We start from the raw sequence: 18,174 nt of genomic DNA on the forward strand, positions 1-18,174 counted from the left end.
CAAGAGCGTCCGCACCGGCGGATCACCCGCGCCGGATGGCGGCGCGGAGGCGGTCCCAGTTGCCCGAGGCGATCTTCAGGCGGTCCGCGTCGCCGAGGGGCGCCTGCGTCAGGAAGTCGCGTGCTCCGCCCGGCGGTGTGCTGACGAAGGGGTAGTCGGTCGAGAACAGGATGCGGTCGACGCCGACCAGTTCGGTCGCCCAGCGCAGGTAGCGCCGGCTGAGGATGCCGCTGGGCGCGAGGTGGATGTTGGTGCGGAAGTAGTCGGAGACCGGTCGCCGCAGGCCGGCGACTTCGGTCAGCGAATCGATGCGGTCCAGGTAGAACAGGACCATCTCGCCCCAGTGGCCGACGATCACCTGCAGGTCGGGGAAGCGGTCGAACACCCCGCTCAGGATGAGGCGGAGGACCTGCACGCCGCTGTCGTGGTGCCACCCGATCCCGTGCGTGGCAAGGGCGGCGTCGACCCGAGCGCCGTATCCGCTGTAGTACGCGCCGCGCACCGCCGGGGGCGGGGACTGCGGATGCAGGTGCAGTGGCGCCCTGAGCGCGTCCGCCGCCTCGTAGATCGGCCAGAACTCGGGCTCGTCCATGTTCCGGTCCCTGGTGCGCCCGAAGACCATCGCGCCGTCGAGGCCCAGCGTGGTCACCGCGCGCTCCAGCTCGGCGGCCGCCGCGGCCGGACGCGGGGTGGCCAACGTCGCCAGGCCCTGAAAGCTGCCGGGACGGGCGCGGGTCACCTCGGCGAGCGTGTCGTTGGCCGCGGTCTGCAGGGCGACGGCTTCGGCCGGCGCCAGGTTCTGCACGCCCGGGGTGCTCAACGACAGCACCTGGACGTCGACGCCCGCCCGCGCCATGGCGGCGAGCCGTTCTTCGCCGAAATCGGCCAGCCGGCGGGCGGAATCCCCCTGCGTCGACGGCGTCAGCGCCAGATCCTGCCACTCGGGGTCCAGCGCCCGCCACGCGTCGACGACTTCGCGGGTCACGAAATGTTCTTCCAGCCCGATGATGTTCACGAGATCTCCTTCACGTGTCGAGGAGCGTCGTGCGGTGGCGCGCTCGACCAGCGCGTTCGCCTACGGGAGCACCGTGTGCGAGGTGTCGTAGGACATGGTGCCCACGCGCAGGGCCGGCCCGCTCACGCGAAGGCTCCGATCCCGGGGACGAAGATGTCCTCGGACGTGAGCAGCCGCCGGGACAGTCCCTGTTCGTGGTGGTAGCGCAGGAAAGTGTCGACGGCCTTGCGGTTGGCGTCGAGCCCGTAGGGCCACCAGTCCTCGCCCAGCAGCGCGCGGTTCTCCGCGAACAGCTCGCTGAACCAGGGCGTGATCACGGCCATGTGCTGTTTCGCGGCATTGGCCCGGTAGTGCTCCTGCACGATGTCCTTGGCCTGGCTGAACGCCCGGTAGACCGACGCGGCCAGGCCGGGCACCTCGGCCAGTTCCCGGCGGAGCGCGACGACGTGCATCATCGGGAAGATGCCGGTGCGGCGGTAGTAGTCCCGCTCGACCGCTTCGTAGTCGACGAACAGCCGGCGGATCTTCTTCGTCGAGCCGTCGAGCACGCTCCGCGGCACGTCGACCGACAGCAGGGCGTCGATCTCCCCCGCTTCGAGCAGGGCGGCCAAAGTCTGGTCGCCGGCGGCGTGGCGGACGCGCACGCCGTCCGGGACGGGCTGCGGGATCCAGTCGAACGACGGGATCGGGTGGTCGGTGCCGCCGATCACCCACTCGATCCGGTCCGGCGTCACACCGTGTTCGTCCGCCAAGACGCCCTTCACCCAGACACCCGGGTCGGAGCCGTACAGCGCGAACTCGCCGACGGTCTTGCCCGCGAGATCTTCCGGCCGCTCGATCCCGCTGTCGACGTTCACGAACACCGACGAGTGACGGAAGTTCCGGTTCGGGAAGATCGGCAGGGCCAGGAAAGGCGAGCCGGGCAGGTCGAACGAACGCAGGAAGTAGGTCAGCCCGTACTCGGCGATGTCCAGGTCACCTTCGGCCATGCGCTGGAAGACGTCGGAGATCAGCGGTGAGGTCTCCAGGGTGGCGTCGATCTCGACGCGCCCGTCGAACAGCGGCTCGGTGTGCTCGTACCGGTAGACGCCCATCTTGAGCTCGGGGCCGGTCATGTCCAGTCCTCCTTCGCCTCGCGGGCCGCTTCCGTGAACGACCTTTCATTTTTCATCGTGCCCCGCGCCCCTGCTATCGTCAAGGCGAATGATCATTCACGGAAGAAGGTGGCCTGTGCCCCGCATCACCGCCGAGCACCGGGCGGCGAACCGGTCGCTGATCGTGGCCGCGGCCCGGCGCTGCTTCTCGCGTGACGGCTTCCACCAGACCTCGATGCCCGACATCGCCGCCGAAGCGGGCGTGTCGGTCGGTGCCCCCTACCGCTACTTCGCCGGCAAGGAAGAGCTCATCCTCGAGATTGCGGGCGACGCCTTCCGGGTGATGTTCGCCCCCGTCGAGCGGTTCGTCGACGCGGACGGCGACGTGACGATCGCCGACCTGGTCACGGCCGCGATCGAGCCGGTGAGCGGCGACGTCGCCGTCGACGGGGCGGGCCAGGCCGTCCCCGTCGACGAACTGCTGCGCTGCGCCGTCCAGGCGTGGGGCGAACTGCTACGACACGACGGGCTGCGGCAGCGGGCCGAAGCGGGCTTCGAGGGCGTGCGCGCACGCATCGCGGACGCCCTCCGCGACGGGCGCCGGGCAGGCAGCGTCCCGGCCGGGCTGGACCCCGACCGCGGAGCACGGGTGGTGATGGCGCTGCTGCACGGTTTTGTCCTGCAGCACACGGCATTCGGCCTCGACGACACCGCCGGCTTCATCCGCGACGTCCGCATCGCCCTCGGCGATACCGGAATTCTCCGCGAGCGTGGCTGACCACGCCTGTCCCGATGAGGATGGAGGTCCGAGCCAGCCGGTCCGAAGCCGAGGTCACCGCGCTGTGCGGCGGCGGTCCTCCTCACGTGCGGGCAGGCGCGGGCCCGGCCGGAACACCCGGCTTCGGTGCCTCAAAGCCGCCGATCTTCCGCTCCAGCAGTTCGGCCAGCCGCAGCGGGGTGCGGTCCTCGAACAGCGGGCCGATGAGCTGCACTCCGACCGGCAGTCCCTCGGGGGACCGGCCCGCGGGGATCGCGGTGGCGGGCAGGCCGGGCATGGTGGCCAGACCGGCCCAGACGAGCTGGTCGAAGTACGGGTACTCGACGCCGTCGATGGCGATCCGGCGTTCCAGCGGGTCGGGGTGGTGGTCGTGCGGGAAGGCGGGTGTCGGCGTGATCGGGCACACCACGGCGTCGAACTCGGCGAACAGCCGCCGCCAGCCGTGGCGGTGGATCTCGCGGCGGTAGTTCGCCTCGAGCCAGTCGCGGTGGCTGAACACCATGGCACGCAAGCGCTCGGCGTCCAGGCTCCGGTCGTCCGCGCTCAGCCCGGCGACGCGGATCCGCAGCTGCTCCAGCGAATCGACGGGAAACCGCGCGACGGAGCCCGAAACCAGCAACTGCATGTAGAGCGTCGCGGCTTCGGTCAGACCGGGCAGCAGCGGACTGTGCCGTTCGACGCGGGCGCCGCCGTCGGCGAGCGCGGCGGCGACCCGGTGCACGCCCGCCCGCACGGCGGATCCGGTCGGGAGGAGCGGATGTTCGTCGAGGACCAGGACCCGGAAGTCGCCGAGCCGCTCGTGGCGGGCGGGCGGCAGCGCCACCCGGTGCGCCACGCCGTGCGTCAGCGGGTCCGGGCCGGCCATGACGTCGAGCAGGAGCGTGAGGTCGCGGGCGGTGCGCGCCATCGGACCGACGACGGCGAGGTCGAGCTCGACCGGCAAGGCCGGCTCGGCCGGCGGGACCATCCCGCGGGCGGGCGCCAGCCCGAGCGTCGGCTTGTGCGCGTAGACGCCGCAGAAGTGCGCGGGGGTGCGCAGCGAGCCGGCGATGTCGGAGCCGAGGGACAGCGCGCCGAACCCGCACGCCAGGGCCGCCGCCGAGCCGCCGGAGGACCCGCCCGAGGTGCGAGCGGGCTCCCACGGGTTGGTGGTGGTGCCGTAGATGTCGTTGAAGCTCTGGATGTCCTGCAGCCCCAACGGCACGTTGGTCTTGCCGAGCACCACCGCGCCCGCGGCCTTGAGCCGCGACACCTGGACCGCGTCCTCGGCCGGCACGTAGTCCCGGTGCGCCGGCATGCCCCAGGTCGTGGGCAGACCGGCGATGTTGTACGACTCCTTGACCGTCACCGGGACGCCGAGCAGCGGCCGGTCCTCCCCACGCGCGAGCGCCTGGTCGGCACGGCGCGCGGCGGCCCGCGCACGGTCGAAGTCCGGCACGCAGATCGCGTTGACCACCTCGTCGTCGCGCTCGATGCGGGCGATCGCCTCGTCGGTCAGTTCCGCCGACGTCACCGCACCGGCGCGCAACGCGGAAACGAGTTCTTCGGCCGGGTGAAAGGTCCATTCCATGAATTCGAAGCTAACGACCGGCCTCTGCGGGCACGAAATTCCGATTCGCACAACAGTGAAGCCGGTCGGGCTGCGTTCGTTCCGCCGTCGAAGACGGCCCGCCGCAGGTCACAGCGCCGAAAGGGGGTCGGCTCCACCCCCGCGAGCCATGAATTGCCGCATCCCGCAACAGGATGGACGTCTCAATTCCCGGCTGCTCGCCGGAGAAGTCGGCTTGTCGCCGCCGCGGCCGCCCGTCAACGACCGGCCTGGACCCGCAGAGGTGCGGAGACGTCGTGCAGGTGCGCCAGGACGTAGCGGTACGACCGCAGCAGCCCGCATTGGGCGTAGTCGATCCCGTTCTCGGCGCAGAACGCCCGGACCAGGGGCTGCGCGCGGCGCAGGTTGGGCCGGGGAATGCTCGGGAACAGGTGGTGCTCGATCTGGTAGTTGAGCCCGCCGAGCGCGAAGTCGACCCACGGGCCGCCGCGGACGTTGCGGCTGGTGAGCACCTGCTTGCGCAGGAAGTCGAGCTTCGTCTCGTCGGCGTAGGTGGGCATTCCCTTGTGGCCCGGCGCGAACGAGCACCCCATGTACACGCCCCACAGGCCCTGGTGCACGGCGATGAAGGCGAGCGCCACCGGCGGGGAGAGCACGACGAACACCGCGGTGAGGTAGACCGCGAGGTGCGCGACCAGCATGACGGCTTCGCGCGTGCGGAACTCGACCTCGTCCCGCCACACCGCGGTGATCGCGGACCGGTGCAGGCTCAGCCCTTCCAGCAGCAGCAGCGGGAAGAACAGCGCCGCCTGGTGGCGGGCAGTCCAGCGGAAGAGCCCGCGGCGGCCGTCGGTCTGGCCGCGGGTGAAGGCGAGCAGCGGGATGTCGAGATCGGGGTCGTCGTCTTCGTGGTTGGGGTTGGCGTGGTGGCGGGTGTGGTTGCCCATCCACCAGCCGTAGCTCATCCCGACGATGCCGCCGAGGGCGTAGCCGACCCGGTCGTTGGCCCGGCGGCTCCGGAAGATCTGCCGGTGCCCGGCGTCGTGGCCGAGGAACGCCAGCTGGGCGTACATCACGGCGAAGAACACCGCGCTGCCCAGCTGCCACCACGAATCGCCGAGCAGCACGAACCCGGCGCACCCGGCGGCGAAGACCGCCACGGTGAGGCCGATCTTGGCGAAGTAGTAGCCGTGACGCCGGTCCATCAGGCCGGAGTCCCGAAGAACCCGGGACAGCTCGGGATAGGTACCGGACGCGGTACTCGCTGGTGTTGCCCCTGGGAGCGCAGGCATGATCTTCCTTCCACAGAACCTCACGTCGCCGAGGTCCGGGGCAACTCGTTCCGGCTCCGGGTTCCCGCAACGGCGGCCGGCCAAACGAAGTCCGGACATGGATCTGCCCACGGTGGCCTCGATCGGAGACCACCGTGGGCAGCTGTCAGGACTTACTTGTTGGTGCCGGGGGTCAGCACCTTGTCGATGACGAAGACGGTGGCGTTCTTGGTGGGGATGTTGCCGCAGAGGATCTTCGCGCCGTTGACGGTCATGTTGTCCCCGGTGCCTTCGATCTTCAGCGGGCCACCGGCGGTGTTGAGGGAGTCGAGGGTGCCGGCGGAGGCGAGGCCCTTGGCGTCGTAACGCTTGCCGACGACGTGGTACTGCAGGATCGGCGACAGTTCGGCGGGCTTGCCGGCGAGTTCGTTGAACTTGGCGTCACCCAGGGCGGCGAAGGCGGGGTCGGCCGGGGCGAACACGGTGATGGCCGGGGCGCTGTTGAGGGTGTCGACCAGGTTGGTGGCCTTGACCGCGGCGACGAGCTTGGTGAGCAGCGGGTTGGTCGAGGCGGCGGAGGCGACGGGCTGCGGGCCCATCGAGTCGAGCGAGCCCGGCGCGGATCCCTGCGGCAGCTGGCTGCAGGCGGGGCCGAAGACGTCGGCGTTGGTGGTCATGCCGTTCGAGGCGCCCGAGTCGGCGCTGGAGGACGGCGCGGCCATCGAGGAGGACGGGGCCGGGGCCGGGGCGCTGGAGCTGCCCGAGGACGCGGTGTCGCTGCCGCTGCACGCGGTCAGGGCGAGCGCGGCGGCCGCAGTGAGGCCGATACCGGCAATACGAAGCTTGCTCATGAAATTCACTCCAGAGGATTGCGCGGGTGAGACGGAAATTCAGCGGTTTCCGTGGTGTTGCCGGTAATTCGGAACCCCCGGGGAACCGGATTGGTCGCGGGGAAAGTTTTTCTCAGGCGGCCGTGAACGTGACGTTGTGCCAGCCGGTCGCGCCGTCGGGAACGGTGCCCGCGCGCATGTCGGTCTGGGTGTAGCCGGACTTGTCGGTGGCGCGGCAGAACACCTGGTGCACCCCGGTGGGCAGGTCGACCTCGGTCCACCACATCCGCCAGGTGTTGAGGTTGACTTCCTGCGACAGCGTGGTTTCCTGCCACGGACCCTGGTCCACGCGCACCTCGACCTTCTCGATCCCGGTGTGCTGCGCCCAGGCGACCCCGGCGACGCGCACCTTCCCCGTCGGGACGCTCGCGAACCCGCGGTGCGAGTCGAACCGCGACTCCGTCTTGATCGGCGCCTCCTGGCTCCAACCCCGCTTCAGCCAGTAGGCCTGACGCGCGGCCCAGGTCGTGACTTCGATGTCCACGACCCATTTTGTCGCCGACACATAACCGAAAAGACCGGGTGTCACGAGCCGCGCCGGGAACCCGTGCTCCAGCGGCAGCGGTTCGCCGTTCATCCCGATCGCGAGCATCGCGCCGCGGCCGCGGTCCTGCGCCGCCACGACCGGCGTTCCGGACGTCCAGCCGTCCACGCTGGTGCAGAACAACTGCTCGGCGCCGGGCTGCACGCCGGCCTCCTGCAACAGGTCCGCCAGGTCGACGCCGATGAAGTTCGACGTCGACACGTAGTCCCCGCCGACCTCGTTGGACACGCACGTCATGGTGACGGTGCGCTCGACCAGCGGCCGGTTGCGGATGTCGTTGTAGCTGAAGCGGATTTCGCGGTCGACCATGCCGTGCAGCCGCAGGCTCCAGTCCTCGGTCCGCACCTGCGGCACCGACAACGCCGTGTCCACGCGGTAGAACTTGTCGTTGGGCGTCAGGAACGGCGGCGTGCCGAGCTTGGCGAAGTCGGCGTCGGCCGGGATCATCGGCGCCGTCCGCGCCGGGACGAGCTTGCCGACCGCCTCCCGCGACGCCGTGGCGTCGCGGGACGAGCTGATCAGCTGCCCGCCGAGGCCGGCCGCGCCGGCGCCCACGACGACGCCCGCGCCGCCGATCAGGAACCGCCGCCGCGAGGTGCCGGTCTTCTCGTCCGACTCCGGGTCACGCCACACGCGGGGGGCGATCCGGTGCAGGAGAAGGAACACCGCGACACCGACGAGCAGGCTGGCGATCGGGGCCAGCAGCGCGACGATCGTCAGGTCCGGCCGCTGGTACACGGCGAACGCGCCGACCAGGCCGAACACGGCGATGAGCGCGGTGCCCGGCACCGGCGACCGTCGCGAAAGGACACCCGCGAGCGCGGCGACCAGCACCATCACCACGGCCATGCTGCCCAGCAGGACGAGCTTGTCGTAGGTGCCGAACGTGCGGACGGCGAAGTCCTTCAGCTCGACCGGGGTGAGGTCGATCGCCCCGTTGCCCACCGCCAGGTACGGCGACGCGTTGATGCTGATGAACCCGGCCACCAGGTGCCCGACGGCCAGCGCCGCGGCCAGGGCCAGTACTCCGGTGAAGGCGGCCGCGAAGAACCGCAGCCGCGTCTTGCCCGATGGCGCGGGTGTCTCGGGGCGAGCCAGTTCCGTTGCGGTCATACCCGACGTTCGGGTCTGCCCGGCCCGGCGTATTGGTCCCGTGACCTTCCCGACACCGCAATCACCCGGACGGGGTGCGCCGGCGGCTTGGAGGAACCGGCGACCAATACGCACCGGGACCGATCTCGAACATCTTGGGACAGGCCGCTCGCAGCGACCCGCTGCGTCACAGGCTCGGCTCCGGCCGGGAAGGATCTTCATGGCCGCCGCCGCACGCGCCACCACCGCAACCCTCCTCCGCCGTCCTCCCGGGACCCACCCGGACGACGTGCCCGCCACGCCCGAAGAACTCCTCCGGCGAGCCGCGCTGGGCGACGAGCGGGCTTTCGCCCTGCTCTACGACCAGCTCGTCGGCCCGGTCTTCGGCACCGTGCTGCAGGTCCTGCGCGGCCGCGCGCACTCCGAAGAGGTCACCCAGGAGGTGCTGCTCGAGATCTGGCGCAAGGCCGCCCAGTTCGACCCCACGCGGGCGAAGGTCAGCACCTGGGCGCTGACGATCGCGCACCGCCGGGCGATCGACCGGGTCCGCTCCGAGCAGTCCGCCCGCGACCGGCAGGAACGTTCCGACCTGCTCGACACGCGCCGCCCGTACGACGACGTCGCCGAGGCGACGATGTCCACTGTGGACCGCGACCTGGTCCGGCAGGCGCTGGCCGTGCTCACCGACCTGCAGCGGGAATCGATCCTGCTCGCCTATTTCCACGGACTCACCTGCCGCGAGGTCGCCGAAAAGCTCGGCGTCGCCATCGGCACCGTCAAAACCCGCATGCGCGACGGCATGATCCGCCTGCGGGACGCGTTGGGAGCGACCCGATGACCACCGCCGAAGTCCACACCCTCACCGGTGCGTACGTCCTCGACGCCGTCACCGACCTCGAACGCGCCGCGTTCGACCGTCACCTGGCCGAGTGCCCGACCTGCGCCGCGGAGGTCCGCGAGTTCCGGGAGACCGCCGCCCGCCTCGGCGCCGCGATGAACGCCGTGCCCGGCAGCGGCCTGCGCAGCCGGGTGCTCACCGCGGTCGCCGGAACCCGGCAGGTCCCGCCCCAGGTGGGCCGGGCCCCGGCCACCCGGCACTCGTGGCGCAGGCGCGCCGCGATCGTCACCGCGTCGATCGCGGCCGCCGCCGCGATCCTGGCCGGCGGCGTCGGCATCGGCCGGTCGCAGTCCGGCACCACCCCGGTTCCGGTCGCCGGCTCCACCCAGGTCCAGAACGCGTCGGACGCGGTCACCGTCCGGGCCGGCGGCACCGGCGGCGGCGCGGCCACCGCGACCCTCTCGCGGTCGCTCGGCCGGGTCGTCGTGGCCGCCTCGGGGCTGCCCGCGCTCGACGCCGCGCACGCCTACCAGGTCTGGCTGATCGGCCCCCGGGGGCCGCAGTCCGCCGGGCTGCTGCCGGCGGGCGACGGGACGCTCGGCGCGGTCCTGCCGGGCGACACCGACCGGATCGCCGTCACCACGGAACCCTCGGCGGGCTCGCCGCAGCCGACCACCGCCGCCGCGGCGCGGCTTCCGCTGGCCTGACCGGACCCGTCGCCACCATGACGCGGCGGAGCGGGGTACCGCGATCCGGTGCCCCGCTCGCCCGGTCCGCCCGGGCCCACCACTTACGCTGTCCTGGTGCTCCGGACCGCCCGGAGACGGGGAGGCGAGCCCGGTGCCGGACGGCAGACCCGACCTGGTCCTCTGCGACCCCGGGCGGACGGGCGCGTTGCACGACAGCGGGCTCTCGGCCCGCGCGGACAGCGCGATGGACCGGTTCGCCGCCATGGTCCGGGTCCAGCTGCAGGTCCCGGTGGCGCTGGTGTCCCTGGTCGAACCGGACCGCCAGGTCTTCCCCGGCATGCAGGGGCTCCCCGAGCCGTGGGCCACCGCCCGCCAGACGCCGCTCAGCCATTCGTTCTGCCAGCACGTCGTCATCACCGGGGAACCACTCGTCCTCACCGACGCCCGCACGGTGGCCCTGACCAGCGACAACCTGGCCATCCCCGACCTCGGTGTCGTCGCCTACGCGGGCATCCCGCTGACCGACTCCGAAGGCCGCGTGCTCGGCTCGCTGTGCGCGATCGACACCCGGCCGCGGACCTGGACCGACGACGAAGTCGCCACGCTGACGGACCTGGCCACGATGTGCGCCACCGAGATCCGCCTGCGCCTGGCCACCCGGCAGGGCAAGCGCGACCGCGACCGCCGGGACGAGCTGGCCACCCAGCTCGACCGCGCGCACGCCCGCAACGAGATCCTGCTCAGCGCCGCCCAGGCGCTGGCCGGGAGCCGGACGCTGGAGCAGATCCGGCACGAGATCAGCTGGTTCGTCTCCGCCGAGCACCGGCCGACCTACATCGGCCTGGTCGTCGCCGAGCCGGGCGGGATGCTGCGCCGGGTGCCCGAGCCCGGCCGGCCCGCCACCGCCGACACCACCGAGTTCGGCGTCTTCCCGGCCGACGCGCCCCTGGCCACGGCCAAGGCGTTCCGCGAACGGCGGCTGCAGTGCTACGAGGACCCGGCCGCGATCGACGCGGAGTTCCCCGACGCCGTCGGCCGCCTCTACCGCGACCTGGGCCTGCACGCGACGGCCTGCGCGCCGCTCGTCGGCAGCCGCGACGTCCTCGGCGTCCTCACCCTCGGCTGGGACCAGCCGCACACGCTCGACAGCGCCGAACGCGCCGTGATCACCACCCTGGCGACCTACACCGCCCAGGCCCTCGAACGCGTCCGCCAGCTCGAGCGGCGGATCAGCGTGGCCCGCGAGCTGCAGGAAGCCATGCTCACGGACCTGCCGTCGGTGCCCGGCCTGCGGCTGGCGGCCCGGTACCGGCCGTCCGAGGCCGACGAAGCCGTCGGCGGCGACTGGTACGACGCCGTCCCGCTCCCCGGCGCGGCCGCCCTGGCCGTGACGGTCGGCGACATCACCGGCCACGACGTCCACGCCTCCACCCTGATGGGGCAGGTCCGCAGCATGATGCGGCAAACCGCGTGGAACCTGCCCGACGCCGGGCCCGCCGCGACCGTCGAAGCCCTCGAGACCGCCCTGACCGGGCTGGCCATCCCCGCGAGCGGCACCCTCCTGCACGCGCACCTGAGCCGGCCTCCGGACAGCACCGGCCGCTGGGAGCTGACGAGCACCAACGCCGGGCACCCGCCCCCGGTCCTGGTCCACGCCGATGGCCGCACGGAGCTGCTGACCGAGCACGACGTCCTCTTCAGCCACTTCGGCTTCCGGACCCGGCACCGCACGGACCAGCGGAGGACCCTCGACCCGGGTGACCTGGTGTTCCTCTACACCGACGGGCTCGTCGAACGACGCGGCGAAGACCTCGACAAGGCCATCGACCGCCTCCGCACGCTGCTCGCCCGGCTCGCCGGGCAGCCCCCGGAGGCGGTGGCCGACGCCGTGCTCGCGCACCTGCTGGAGCCCGGCGGGCACGAAGACGACGTGGTCCTGCTGGCCATCGGTACCTGAGGTCGTCCGGCGGCCGGCAACGCAGCGGCAGATCCCGCCTGCCGAACCGGCTCCGGCCGAAGCGTCCGGTGTGGACACAGCAGACATCTGATGGCCGTCACAGCACGGCGGCGTCGCCCGGCGGCTCGGCGAGGAGCGCGTGACCGGCCTGCGCGCCCAGCCAGGCGCCCGCTCGTTCCCAGGACCAGCCGCGCGCGCGGAGGTCCCGCCACGGGCGGAAACCGAAGTAGAACCAGAGGATGTCCGACGCGGTCGCGATGTCGATCCCGTCGCGGAGCTCACCCAGGGCCGCCACGCGGGCCGCGGCTTCGGCGAGCCGGGCGGCGTACGCGGCCTCCGCGCTTTCGACCGCCTCCGTGAGAAGCGGTTCGGTGCCCGCGTTGTCGTACAGCGCGCCGAGCAGCCAGGCGCGGTCCCGGAACACCGCCGCGGTGCCTTCGGCGACTTCGGCGACGACGTCCCGGCCGGACCGGGCGGAGTTCAGCCTCCGCAGCGACGCGTCGATCTGGTCGTTGTTCGCCGCTTCGCCGATCAGCTCGATCAGCAGTTGCGGCTTCCCACCGACGCTCGTGTAGACGGTGTTGACCGCCACCTCCGCGCGCGTGGCGATCTCCGCCAGCGTCGCCCCGACGTAACCCCGCTCTTCGAACAGGGCGAGCGCCGCCGCGAGCACCGCACGGCGGGTTTCCGCCGCCGCGGACGTCCGCCTGGCGGACTTGTAGGGGCGCGTCACGCCGCTCAGCGTACTTCACCGTCACGCATACCATTGACAGTAATGCGTTACTATCATTATATGGAGGTACACCGGATCCACCGTGGTCCGGTCCGAGGAGGGAACCCCGTGAACACCAGCACCGAGCTGCGGTCCGCGATCGACGTCTTCCAGGTCCTGGTGACCGGCGACGCCGGCCTCGCGCGGTCCGTGGCCGCACCGACGTTCGTCAACCGGGAGGCCGCGGTCGCTCCGCCCGCCTGCTCGGTCCCCGGGCCGGGCGCGCTGCTCGCCTCGGGCGCCTGGATGCGCGCCGCCTTCGACGACCTGCGCTTTCCGGTGACCGACGCCGGTTTCGACGCCGGCGTCGCCTGGGTGCGGCTGCGGATGCAGGGGGTGCAGAACCGGCCGTTCGTCCGGTTCCGGGACGGCGAACCCGACAAGATCCTGCCGGCCACCGGCCGGGCCGTGGACTTCGAACAGATCCACGTGCTGCGCGTCGGCCCGGACGGCGTCACGACCCACGAGGCGGTGCGGGACGACCTGACGATGCTCGGCCAGCTCGGCGCCTTCCCACCGAAGCCGGCGGTACTCCTGGCGATGGCGCGCGGAACGCTGACCGGTTCACTCCGCCGCGCGGCGGAGTCGGTGACCCGAGCCGCGGAGGAAGCCGCACGACTCGCCTGACCGCGGACGCGATTCGCGGCAAAGCCACGCGAATTCCGAACCGGACAGGAATTGTCATGACCGAAAGGCGCCGTTGCCCCCTCGCGCCCTGCCCTGCCTCGATGGCGCGCGACGTAAGGGAACCGACGTGAACAGGCCATCTGCTGTTCGCGTCGGCTCAAGCAGGTGGGAATAGCGTCCGGGGCGCTGAGGAGATTCTCCCTGGAAAACCGAATGAGGCAGATCATGCGCGAAAACCAGCCGGGCCCGAACCGACGGTCCTTCCTGCGCAACGCGGGGCTGGCCGGCGTCGGCGCGACGGCGCTGGGCGCGCTCGGCGTCGCACCGGCCGAAGCCGACACCGCGAACGGCAATGCCGACAGCGCGGACAGCGTCACCCGAGGCGGCGGCAGGTGGCACCCGGACGGCGAGAGCCGCCAGTTCACCGTCGCGGTGATGCCGGACACCCAGTACCTCTACTGGGGCAGCCAGAACAGCGTCAACCCGGAGCCGCAGGAAGCGTCGCTGCGGTACGTGATCCGCAACAGCGGCGACCCGGACCGCAACATCGTCTTCCTCGCCCACCTCGGCGACCTGACGCAGGACGCCGACGTCACGTCGTTCCAGGCCGTGGACAAGACGTTCAAGCTCGCCGACTCGGCCGGCGTCGCCTACAGCGTGCTCGCGGGCAACCACGACGTGTCCGGGGACGACACCCGCGGGACCACGCCGTACCTGCAGACGATGGGCCCGCAACGGTTCCGCCGGCAGAAGTCGTTCCTCGGCTCCGACCCGAGCGGTTACAACACCGCGCACGTCTTCCGCGCCGCCGGGCGCGAGTGGCTGCTGCTGGCCATGGACTGGCGCACGTCGGCCGCCGGCTTCGCCTGGGCCAACGACGTGATCCGGAAGAACCCGCGGCTGCCGGTGATCCTCACCTGCCACGAGATCGTCGCGCCGACCTACGGCGACGAGGTCTACCCGTACGAGTCGGGCGACGCCGAGAACAACGCCGAGATCACCGGCTACGGGCAGACCGTGTGGGACGCGTTGATCAAGGACAACGACCAGATCTTCCTCACGCTCAACGGCCACTACTGGCCTTCGGGCCGCATGACGAAGAAGAACGCCGCCGGCCACGACGTGCACCTGCACATCACGAACTACCAGAACCGGTACATGAGCGGCGGCGGCATGCTGCGCCTGTACCACTTCGACCTCGAGCGCAACACGATCGACGTCGAGACGGTCTCGCCGTGGATCCTCGAAAAGGACCCCGCGAAGCGCAACCGCATGGAGGTGCTGGAGTCGCGGCTCACCACGTCCGTCGACCGCTTCTCGACGCCGTTCGACTTCGAACAGCGCTTCGCCGGCTTCATCCCGGTGCCGGTCCGCCCGGCGCGGCCGGCCGGCAAGGTGCTCGTGCCGGGCACGCTCGCGTACTGGCGCTTCGACAACGTGGGCGCGAACGGCAGCCCGGTCACGGCCGGCCAGAAGGTACGCGACCTTTCGGGCCACGGCAACGACCTCACGCTGCAGTCGGTCGCCGGAACCGCCCCCGGCGCCCTGATCTGGACCGACGACCACCACCCCGACCAGCCGGGCCACGCCAGCCTCCGCTTCGCCGGCGGCCGGAGCCCGCTGCACGGCGCGTACCTGACCACGGGCGCGGGCGCGCCGCTGAACACCGAGACGTTCCAGCGCGGCTACACGATCGAGACGTTCGTGAAGATCCCGCGCGACTGGGACGGCGGCGCCAACGGCAACATGCCCGTCCTGGTCCGCCGCGGCGCGTCCGGCGACGCGGGCAAGCACGGCAAGAACACCGACCCGAAGGAGCCGGTGGCCCAGCTCATGACCACGAACAACGGTCGTGAGGTGCAGTTCAACTGCTACCCGCTCAGCCAGACCTACCCGACCACCAACTGGAGCCACGGCCTGGCCGAAGACCAGTGGTGGCACATCGCGGTCGTCAACGACGGGCACCACACCACGGTCTACGTCGAAAGTTCCCCGGTGGCCGACAACCCGTCCACCGACTCCGTCGGCATCGCCTCCCTCGGTCTCACGTGGCTCCTCGGCGGCCACGAGTACGGCGGCGCGCTCGACAACGTGTTCCACGGCTGGATCGGCGACGTCCGGATCGTCGGCCGCGCGCTGCGATCGGACGAGTTCCTGACCCACTGAACCACCGGCGGCGGGCGACCCGGTGGTCGCCCGCCGCCGGCTCGGCCGGCACCCCGGTGGCGGCCCGGCCGGCACTTCATCCGGCCGGGCCGTCTGAACCGGACCCCTAAGCGAGTCCGGCTTCGGCAGTGCCGTTAGTGGTCGTTGAGGTAGTAGTGGATGCTCGAGTACTTGTAGTCCGGCCCCAGCCAGATCGTGACGCCGATGCTCGTGCTTTCCGGGAGGTTGTACACGCCACCCTGGGAAGCGCCGGCCGAGACGCAGGATCCGAGTCCGCCGGAAGCGGTGAGGGTGTAGCGGATGTCGTAGGCACCCGGAACGGAACCCTCCTCGTTGGCGATCTGGACCCGGGGAGAGTATCCGTCGGCCGCCGTGTCGCAGAGCGAAACGCGGTCGCCGTTCTCTTCGATGTAGACCGTGCCGCCTTTGTTGCCGTCCGTGGTGGTCCACGTGTGGTCCCAGCCACCGGAGGGCGGGTCCACGCTCGCCCACGCCGACGTCGCGGTCATGAGCGTCCCGCCGGCGACGAAGACCGTGGTGGCGGCCAAGGCCGCGATCTTGTTACGCATGGTGTTGCTCCCCTTCTCACGCTCGCACGGGAAGCCCGGCGAGCCGTTTTCCTTGCGGCGTCAGGGCTTCTCGAAGTGCTGGTAATCGATCGGGGTGTCCCAGGAACCACCCCACGTCCAACCACGAGAAGTGAACGCCCGCTCCGTGGCGTCACCCGCGTGGATCATCCCCGGCACAGCGAGCGCGCGATCCACATACGGCGCCCCGTTGGGCGGATACACCGCACCACTACCGGAGATGTACGGATTCTGCACCGTGTTCACATCGATCGCCCGACCATACGAATGATTCGACCACGCCGTACCACCCGTGATCGCCCGGCAGTTGAACGCCGAGGTGTTGTTCGCCGCCATCGACGCGTCATCGTCCGAGCCGTACTTCTCCACCGTCTCCATCCGCTCGATCGGGAACCGACCCCGATACAGATCAGCGAAGGCATACGCCACCTCCACCGCCCGATCGGCGTTGACCACCAGCTCACCCCGATGCACCGCCCCGTCGAAACCGACGAAGTTCACACTCACCAACCGCAACTGATCGGGCCCGACCGGACAACCCTCGTGCCAGCTCGACCCCAGCCGCTGCGCCGACACCGGCCTGATCAACGCGACATAAGGCGGAAGACCACTCGCCGCCGACGCGGCGACTTCCACAGTCTGAATCGTGGCCGCCGGCGCCGGCGTCACACCGGCCAAGACCACCGACAGCGCGAGCGTAAGGACAGCGAATACCCTGGTTCTCAGTTTCACGACTACGTCTCCGATTGGTTTGTTGGACAGAAAGGAACGCCACGGCCGAATGGCGTCGTGCTTCGCCGAGGAACTTCCCGGCACCACGACGGTGGCCGTGCGCGTGCTTCGATGACATCCACGTCCGAAATGGACAGTCCGGCGCCTACCGGATGGCGCGTCGCCGCGTCGGCTTGTGCACCATGCGGACGTCCGCCTTCCCCCAGTAAGCGCTTCCCCCGGAACCGAGCGTGCCGGAACGATCACCCCGTCATCCCCAGCCGGTGAACGCACTCTCGATGAGGCGAAATGTGCCAGCGACGCGAGAACGGCGTCAACCAGGCCGAGGAGGTTTCACGCCCGGCCGAAACGTCCGGTGCATCGCCCGGGCGCGCAACCTCGGCGACGCAGGCCGCGGGCCAGCGAATACGGGTCCGACGCCGGGCTGCGCACCGTGCGAGCCGCAGGCCGGGCAAGAAGCGAACGCGCCGGCATCGCGGTCGAAGCCGCCGCGGCAGGCATCCGCGTCACGGCGCCGGTCAGCACGCGAACGCGTGTCCTCGCCGCCGCCCGGGGTGGCGGGCCGGAGCGATCGCGGCGAACTCTCTCAGGTCCGGCCGGTCATTCCGCCGTCGACCGGGTGCCGGCGCGGACGACCACCACCGGGCAGAGCGCATACGACATCATCGCCTGGCTCGTCGAGCCCAGCGCCAGCGCGGCCAAGCCGCTCCGGCCGCGGCTGCCCACCACGAGCAGCTGCGCCCGGTCGGCCAGGTCGAGCAAGGCCTGCGCCGGGCGTCCTCGCCGGACCGACCGCTCGACCCGGACGTCCGGATAGCGCTCCTGCCAGCCCGCCAGCCGCTCGTCGAGCAGCTCGTTCGCCGACTGCTCGATCGCGGCGCCGTCCATCGTCCGGCGGCCTTCTTCGAAGACGCCGGCCAGGAACGTGTCGTGCCAGGCGTGGACCGCCACGAGCGGGGCGCCGCGCCAGGACGCTTCGTCGAACGCCACCGCGATGGCGTCTTCGCTCGCCGGGGTGCCGTCGACGCCGACGACCACCGGGCCGTCGGTGGGCGCTTCGTCTTCGGCGACGTGGGGGCGGATCAACGCGACCGGGCACTCCGCGTGCGCGGCCAGCGCCAGGGACGCCGAGCCGAGCAGCACCCGCGCGACCGTCGAGAGCCCCGGGGTGCCGAGCACGATCATCGCCGCGGAGGCCGACTCGGCGATCAGTCCTTCCGCGGGCTCTTCCGGGCGGAGCACGATTTCGGGGGTCAGGTCCGGCGCGACCTCGGCCACGGCGGCCCGGGCCGCTTCGAGCAGACGCTGCCCCCGCGCGCCGGCCAGTTCGTAGAGTTCTTCGAAGGTCCCCCCGGCGTGCGGATAGGCCACGGGCAGTTCTTCGGTGGCGTGCACGAGCCTGAGCCCGCGACGACGCGCCGCGGCGGTCCGCGCCGCCCAGCGGACCGCCGTCAAGGCCGGCTTCGATCCGTCGACTCCGACCACCAGATCTGTCGCCGAGCTCGCCATCGGGTCCCCGCCTTCCGTGTCCGGGACGGACGTCCGAGCCGAGTAAAGCACCGAACGCGGCCGC

The 18,174-nt window shown here is 71.3% G+C and carries 16 protein-coding genes; 6 read left to right on the top strand and 10 right to left on the bottom strand.

The window, feature by feature from the left end; all coding sequences use genetic code 11:
- Nucleotides 1-22: 22 nt before the first annotated feature.
- Nucleotides 23-1,015 (bottom strand): amidohydrolase family protein, encoded by a 993-nt coding sequence (locus tag OHS18_RS11195; RefSeq protein WP_328616925.1) that lies wholly within the window; start codon nucleotides 1,013-1,015, stop codon nucleotides 23-25.
- A gap of 122 nt (nucleotides 1,016-1,137) precedes the next feature.
- Nucleotides 1,138-2,130 (bottom strand): 4,5-dihydroxyphthalate decarboxylase, encoded by a 993-nt coding sequence (locus OHS18_RS11200; protein WP_328616926.1) that lies wholly within the window; start codon nucleotides 2,128-2,130, stop codon nucleotides 1,138-1,140.
- 115 nt (nucleotides 2,131-2,245) lie between these two features.
- Between OHS18_RS11200 and OHS18_RS11205 the strand changes: the two genes are divergently transcribed.
- Nucleotides 2,246-2,887: a TetR/AcrR family transcriptional regulator gene (locus OHS18_RS11205; protein WP_328616927.1), complete on the top strand. Its 642-nt coding sequence runs from the start codon at nucleotides 2,246-2,248 to the stop codon at nucleotides 2,885-2,887.
- Between the two features lie 82 nt (nucleotides 2,888-2,969).
- Here the strand turns inward: OHS18_RS11205 and OHS18_RS11210 are convergent, their stop codons facing one another.
- The 4 genes from OHS18_RS11210 to OHS18_RS11225 form a co-directional block, all read right to left on the bottom strand.
- Nucleotides 2,970-4,457, bottom strand: coding sequence for an amidase (locus tag OHS18_RS11210; protein ID WP_328616928.1), 1,488 nt, complete (start codon nucleotides 4,455-4,457; stop codon nucleotides 2,970-2,972).
- A 236-nt stretch (nucleotides 4,458-4,693) separates the two neighbouring features.
- A complete protein-coding gene (locus OHS18_RS11215) occupies nucleotides 4,694-5,728 on the bottom strand; it encodes a fatty acid desaturase family protein (protein WP_442875366.1) in 1,035 nt (344 codons plus the stop codon).
- Between the two features lie 152 nt (nucleotides 5,729-5,880).
- Nucleotides 5,881-6,558, bottom strand: coding sequence for a fasciclin domain-containing protein (locus OHS18_RS11220; RefSeq protein ID WP_328453295.1), 678 nt, complete (start codon nucleotides 6,556-6,558; stop codon nucleotides 5,881-5,883).
- 112 nt (nucleotides 6,559-6,670) lie between these two features.
- Complete coding sequence (locus OHS18_RS11225; RefSeq protein ID WP_328616930.1) at nucleotides 6,671-8,254, bottom strand: molybdopterin-dependent oxidoreductase; 1,584 nt, start codon at nucleotides 8,252-8,254, stop codon at nucleotides 6,671-6,673.
- A 199-nt stretch (nucleotides 8,255-8,453) separates the two neighbouring features.
- On the opposite strand from OHS18_RS11225, the gene sigK reads away from it, so the two are divergent.
- The 3 genes from sigK to OHS18_RS11240 all read left to right on the top strand — a co-directional run bounded on the left by sigK (nucleotide 8,454) and on the right by OHS18_RS11240 (nucleotide 11,717).
- A complete protein-coding gene (gene sigK / locus OHS18_RS11230; RefSeq protein ID WP_328453292.1) occupies nucleotides 8,454-9,071 on the top strand; it encodes an ECF RNA polymerase sigma factor SigK in 618 nt (205 codons plus the stop codon).
- Nucleotides 9,068-9,778, top strand: a complete 711-nt coding sequence (locus tag OHS18_RS11235; RefSeq protein ID WP_328616931.1) for an anti-sigma factor — start codon at nucleotides 9,068-9,070, stop codon at nucleotides 9,776-9,778. Before sigK ends, OHS18_RS11235 begins: the two co-directional genes overlap by 4 nt.
- A 133-nt stretch (nucleotides 9,779-9,911) precedes the next feature.
- On the top strand, nucleotides 9,912-11,717 hold the full coding sequence (locus OHS18_RS11240) for a GAF domain-containing SpoIIE family protein phosphatase (protein WP_328616932.1): 1,806 nt from the start codon (nucleotides 9,912-9,914) through the stop codon (nucleotides 11,715-11,717).
- Between the two features lie 97 nt (nucleotides 11,718-11,814).
- On the opposite strand, the gene OHS18_RS11245 is transcribed toward OHS18_RS11240, so the two are convergent.
- Nucleotides 11,815-12,450 carry a TetR/AcrR family transcriptional regulator gene (locus OHS18_RS11245; protein WP_328453286.1) on the bottom strand — a complete coding sequence of 212 codons (636 nt, stop codon included), beginning with the start codon at nucleotides 12,448-12,450 and terminating at the stop codon, nucleotides 11,815-11,817.
- A 108-nt stretch (nucleotides 12,451-12,558) separates the two neighbouring features.
- On the opposite strand from OHS18_RS11245, the gene OHS18_RS11250 reads away from it, so the two are divergent.
- Entirely contained in the window at nucleotides 12,559-13,116 is a 558-nt protein-coding gene (locus OHS18_RS11250; protein ID WP_328616933.1) for an ester cyclase, read from the top strand.
- 225 nt (nucleotides 13,117-13,341) lie between these two features.
- Nucleotides 13,342-15,282: a LamG-like jellyroll fold domain-containing protein gene (locus OHS18_RS11255; RefSeq protein ID WP_328616934.1), complete on the top strand. Its 1,941-nt coding sequence runs from the start codon at nucleotides 13,342-13,344 to the stop codon at nucleotides 15,280-15,282.
- 134 nt (nucleotides 15,283-15,416) lie between these two features.
- Here the strand turns inward: OHS18_RS11255 and OHS18_RS11260 are convergent, their stop codons facing one another.
- From OHS18_RS11260 to OHS18_RS11270, 3 genes are all read right to left on the bottom strand, one after another.
- Nucleotides 15,417-15,851: a hypothetical protein gene (locus tag OHS18_RS11260; protein WP_328616935.1), complete on the bottom strand. Its 435-nt coding sequence runs from the start codon at nucleotides 15,849-15,851 to the stop codon at nucleotides 15,417-15,419.
- Nucleotides 15,852-15,911: 60 nt separating this feature from the next.
- A complete protein-coding gene (locus OHS18_RS11265) occupies nucleotides 15,912-16,601 on the bottom strand; it encodes a M15 family metallopeptidase (protein WP_328616936.1) in 690 nt (229 codons plus the stop codon).
- Nucleotides 16,602-17,201: 600 nt separating this feature from the next.
- Entirely contained in the window at nucleotides 17,202-18,110 is a 909-nt protein-coding gene (locus OHS18_RS11270; protein ID WP_328616937.1) for a universal stress protein, read from the bottom strand.
- Nucleotides 18,111-18,174: the final 64 nt, after the last annotated feature.

This window comes from Amycolatopsis sp. NBC_00355 (assembly GCF_036104975.1).
Lineage (GTDB): Bacteria > Actinomycetota > Actinomycetes > Mycobacteriales > Pseudonocardiaceae > Amycolatopsis.

Excerpts from the sequence above, each read along its gene's own strand:
- OHS18_RS11260 (WP_328616935.1), bottom strand. The coding sequence starts at position 15,851 with ATGCGTAACAAGATCGCGGCCTTGGCCGCCACCACGGTCTTCGTCGCC.
- OHS18_RS11210 (WP_328616928.1), bottom strand. The coding sequence starts at position 4,457 with ATGGAATGGACCTTTCACCCGGCCGAAGAACTCGTTTCCGCGTTGCGC.
- OHS18_RS11255 (WP_328616934.1), top strand. The coding sequence starts at position 13,342 with ATGCGCGAAAACCAGCCGGGCCCGAACCGACGGTCCTTCCTGCGCAAC.
- OHS18_RS11225 (WP_328616930.1), bottom strand. The coding sequence starts at position 8,254 with ATGACCGCAACGGAACTGGCTCGCCCCGAGACACCCGCGCCATCGGGC.
- OHS18_RS11215 (WP_442875366.1), bottom strand. The coding sequence starts at position 5,728 with ATGCCTGCGCTCCCAGGGGCAACACCAGCGAGTACCGCGTCCGGTACC.
- OHS18_RS11235 (WP_328616931.1), top strand. The coding sequence starts at position 9,068 with ATGACCACCGCCGAAGTCCACACCCTCACCGGTGCGTACGTCCTCGAC.
- OHS18_RS11270 (WP_328616937.1), bottom strand. The coding sequence starts at position 18,110 with ATGGCGAGCTCGGCGACAGATCTGGTGGTCGGAGTCGACGGATCGAAG.
- OHS18_RS11200 (WP_328616926.1), bottom strand. The coding sequence starts at position 2,130 with ATGACCGGCCCCGAGCTCAAGATGGGCGTCTACCGGTACGAGCACACC.
- OHS18_RS11220 (WP_328453295.1), bottom strand. The coding sequence starts at position 6,558 with ATGAGCAAGCTTCGTATTGCCGGTATCGGCCTCACTGCGGCCGCCGCG.
- sigK (WP_328453292.1), top strand. The coding sequence starts at position 8,454 with ATGGCCGCCGCCGCACGCGCCACCACCGCAACCCTCCTCCGCCGTCCT.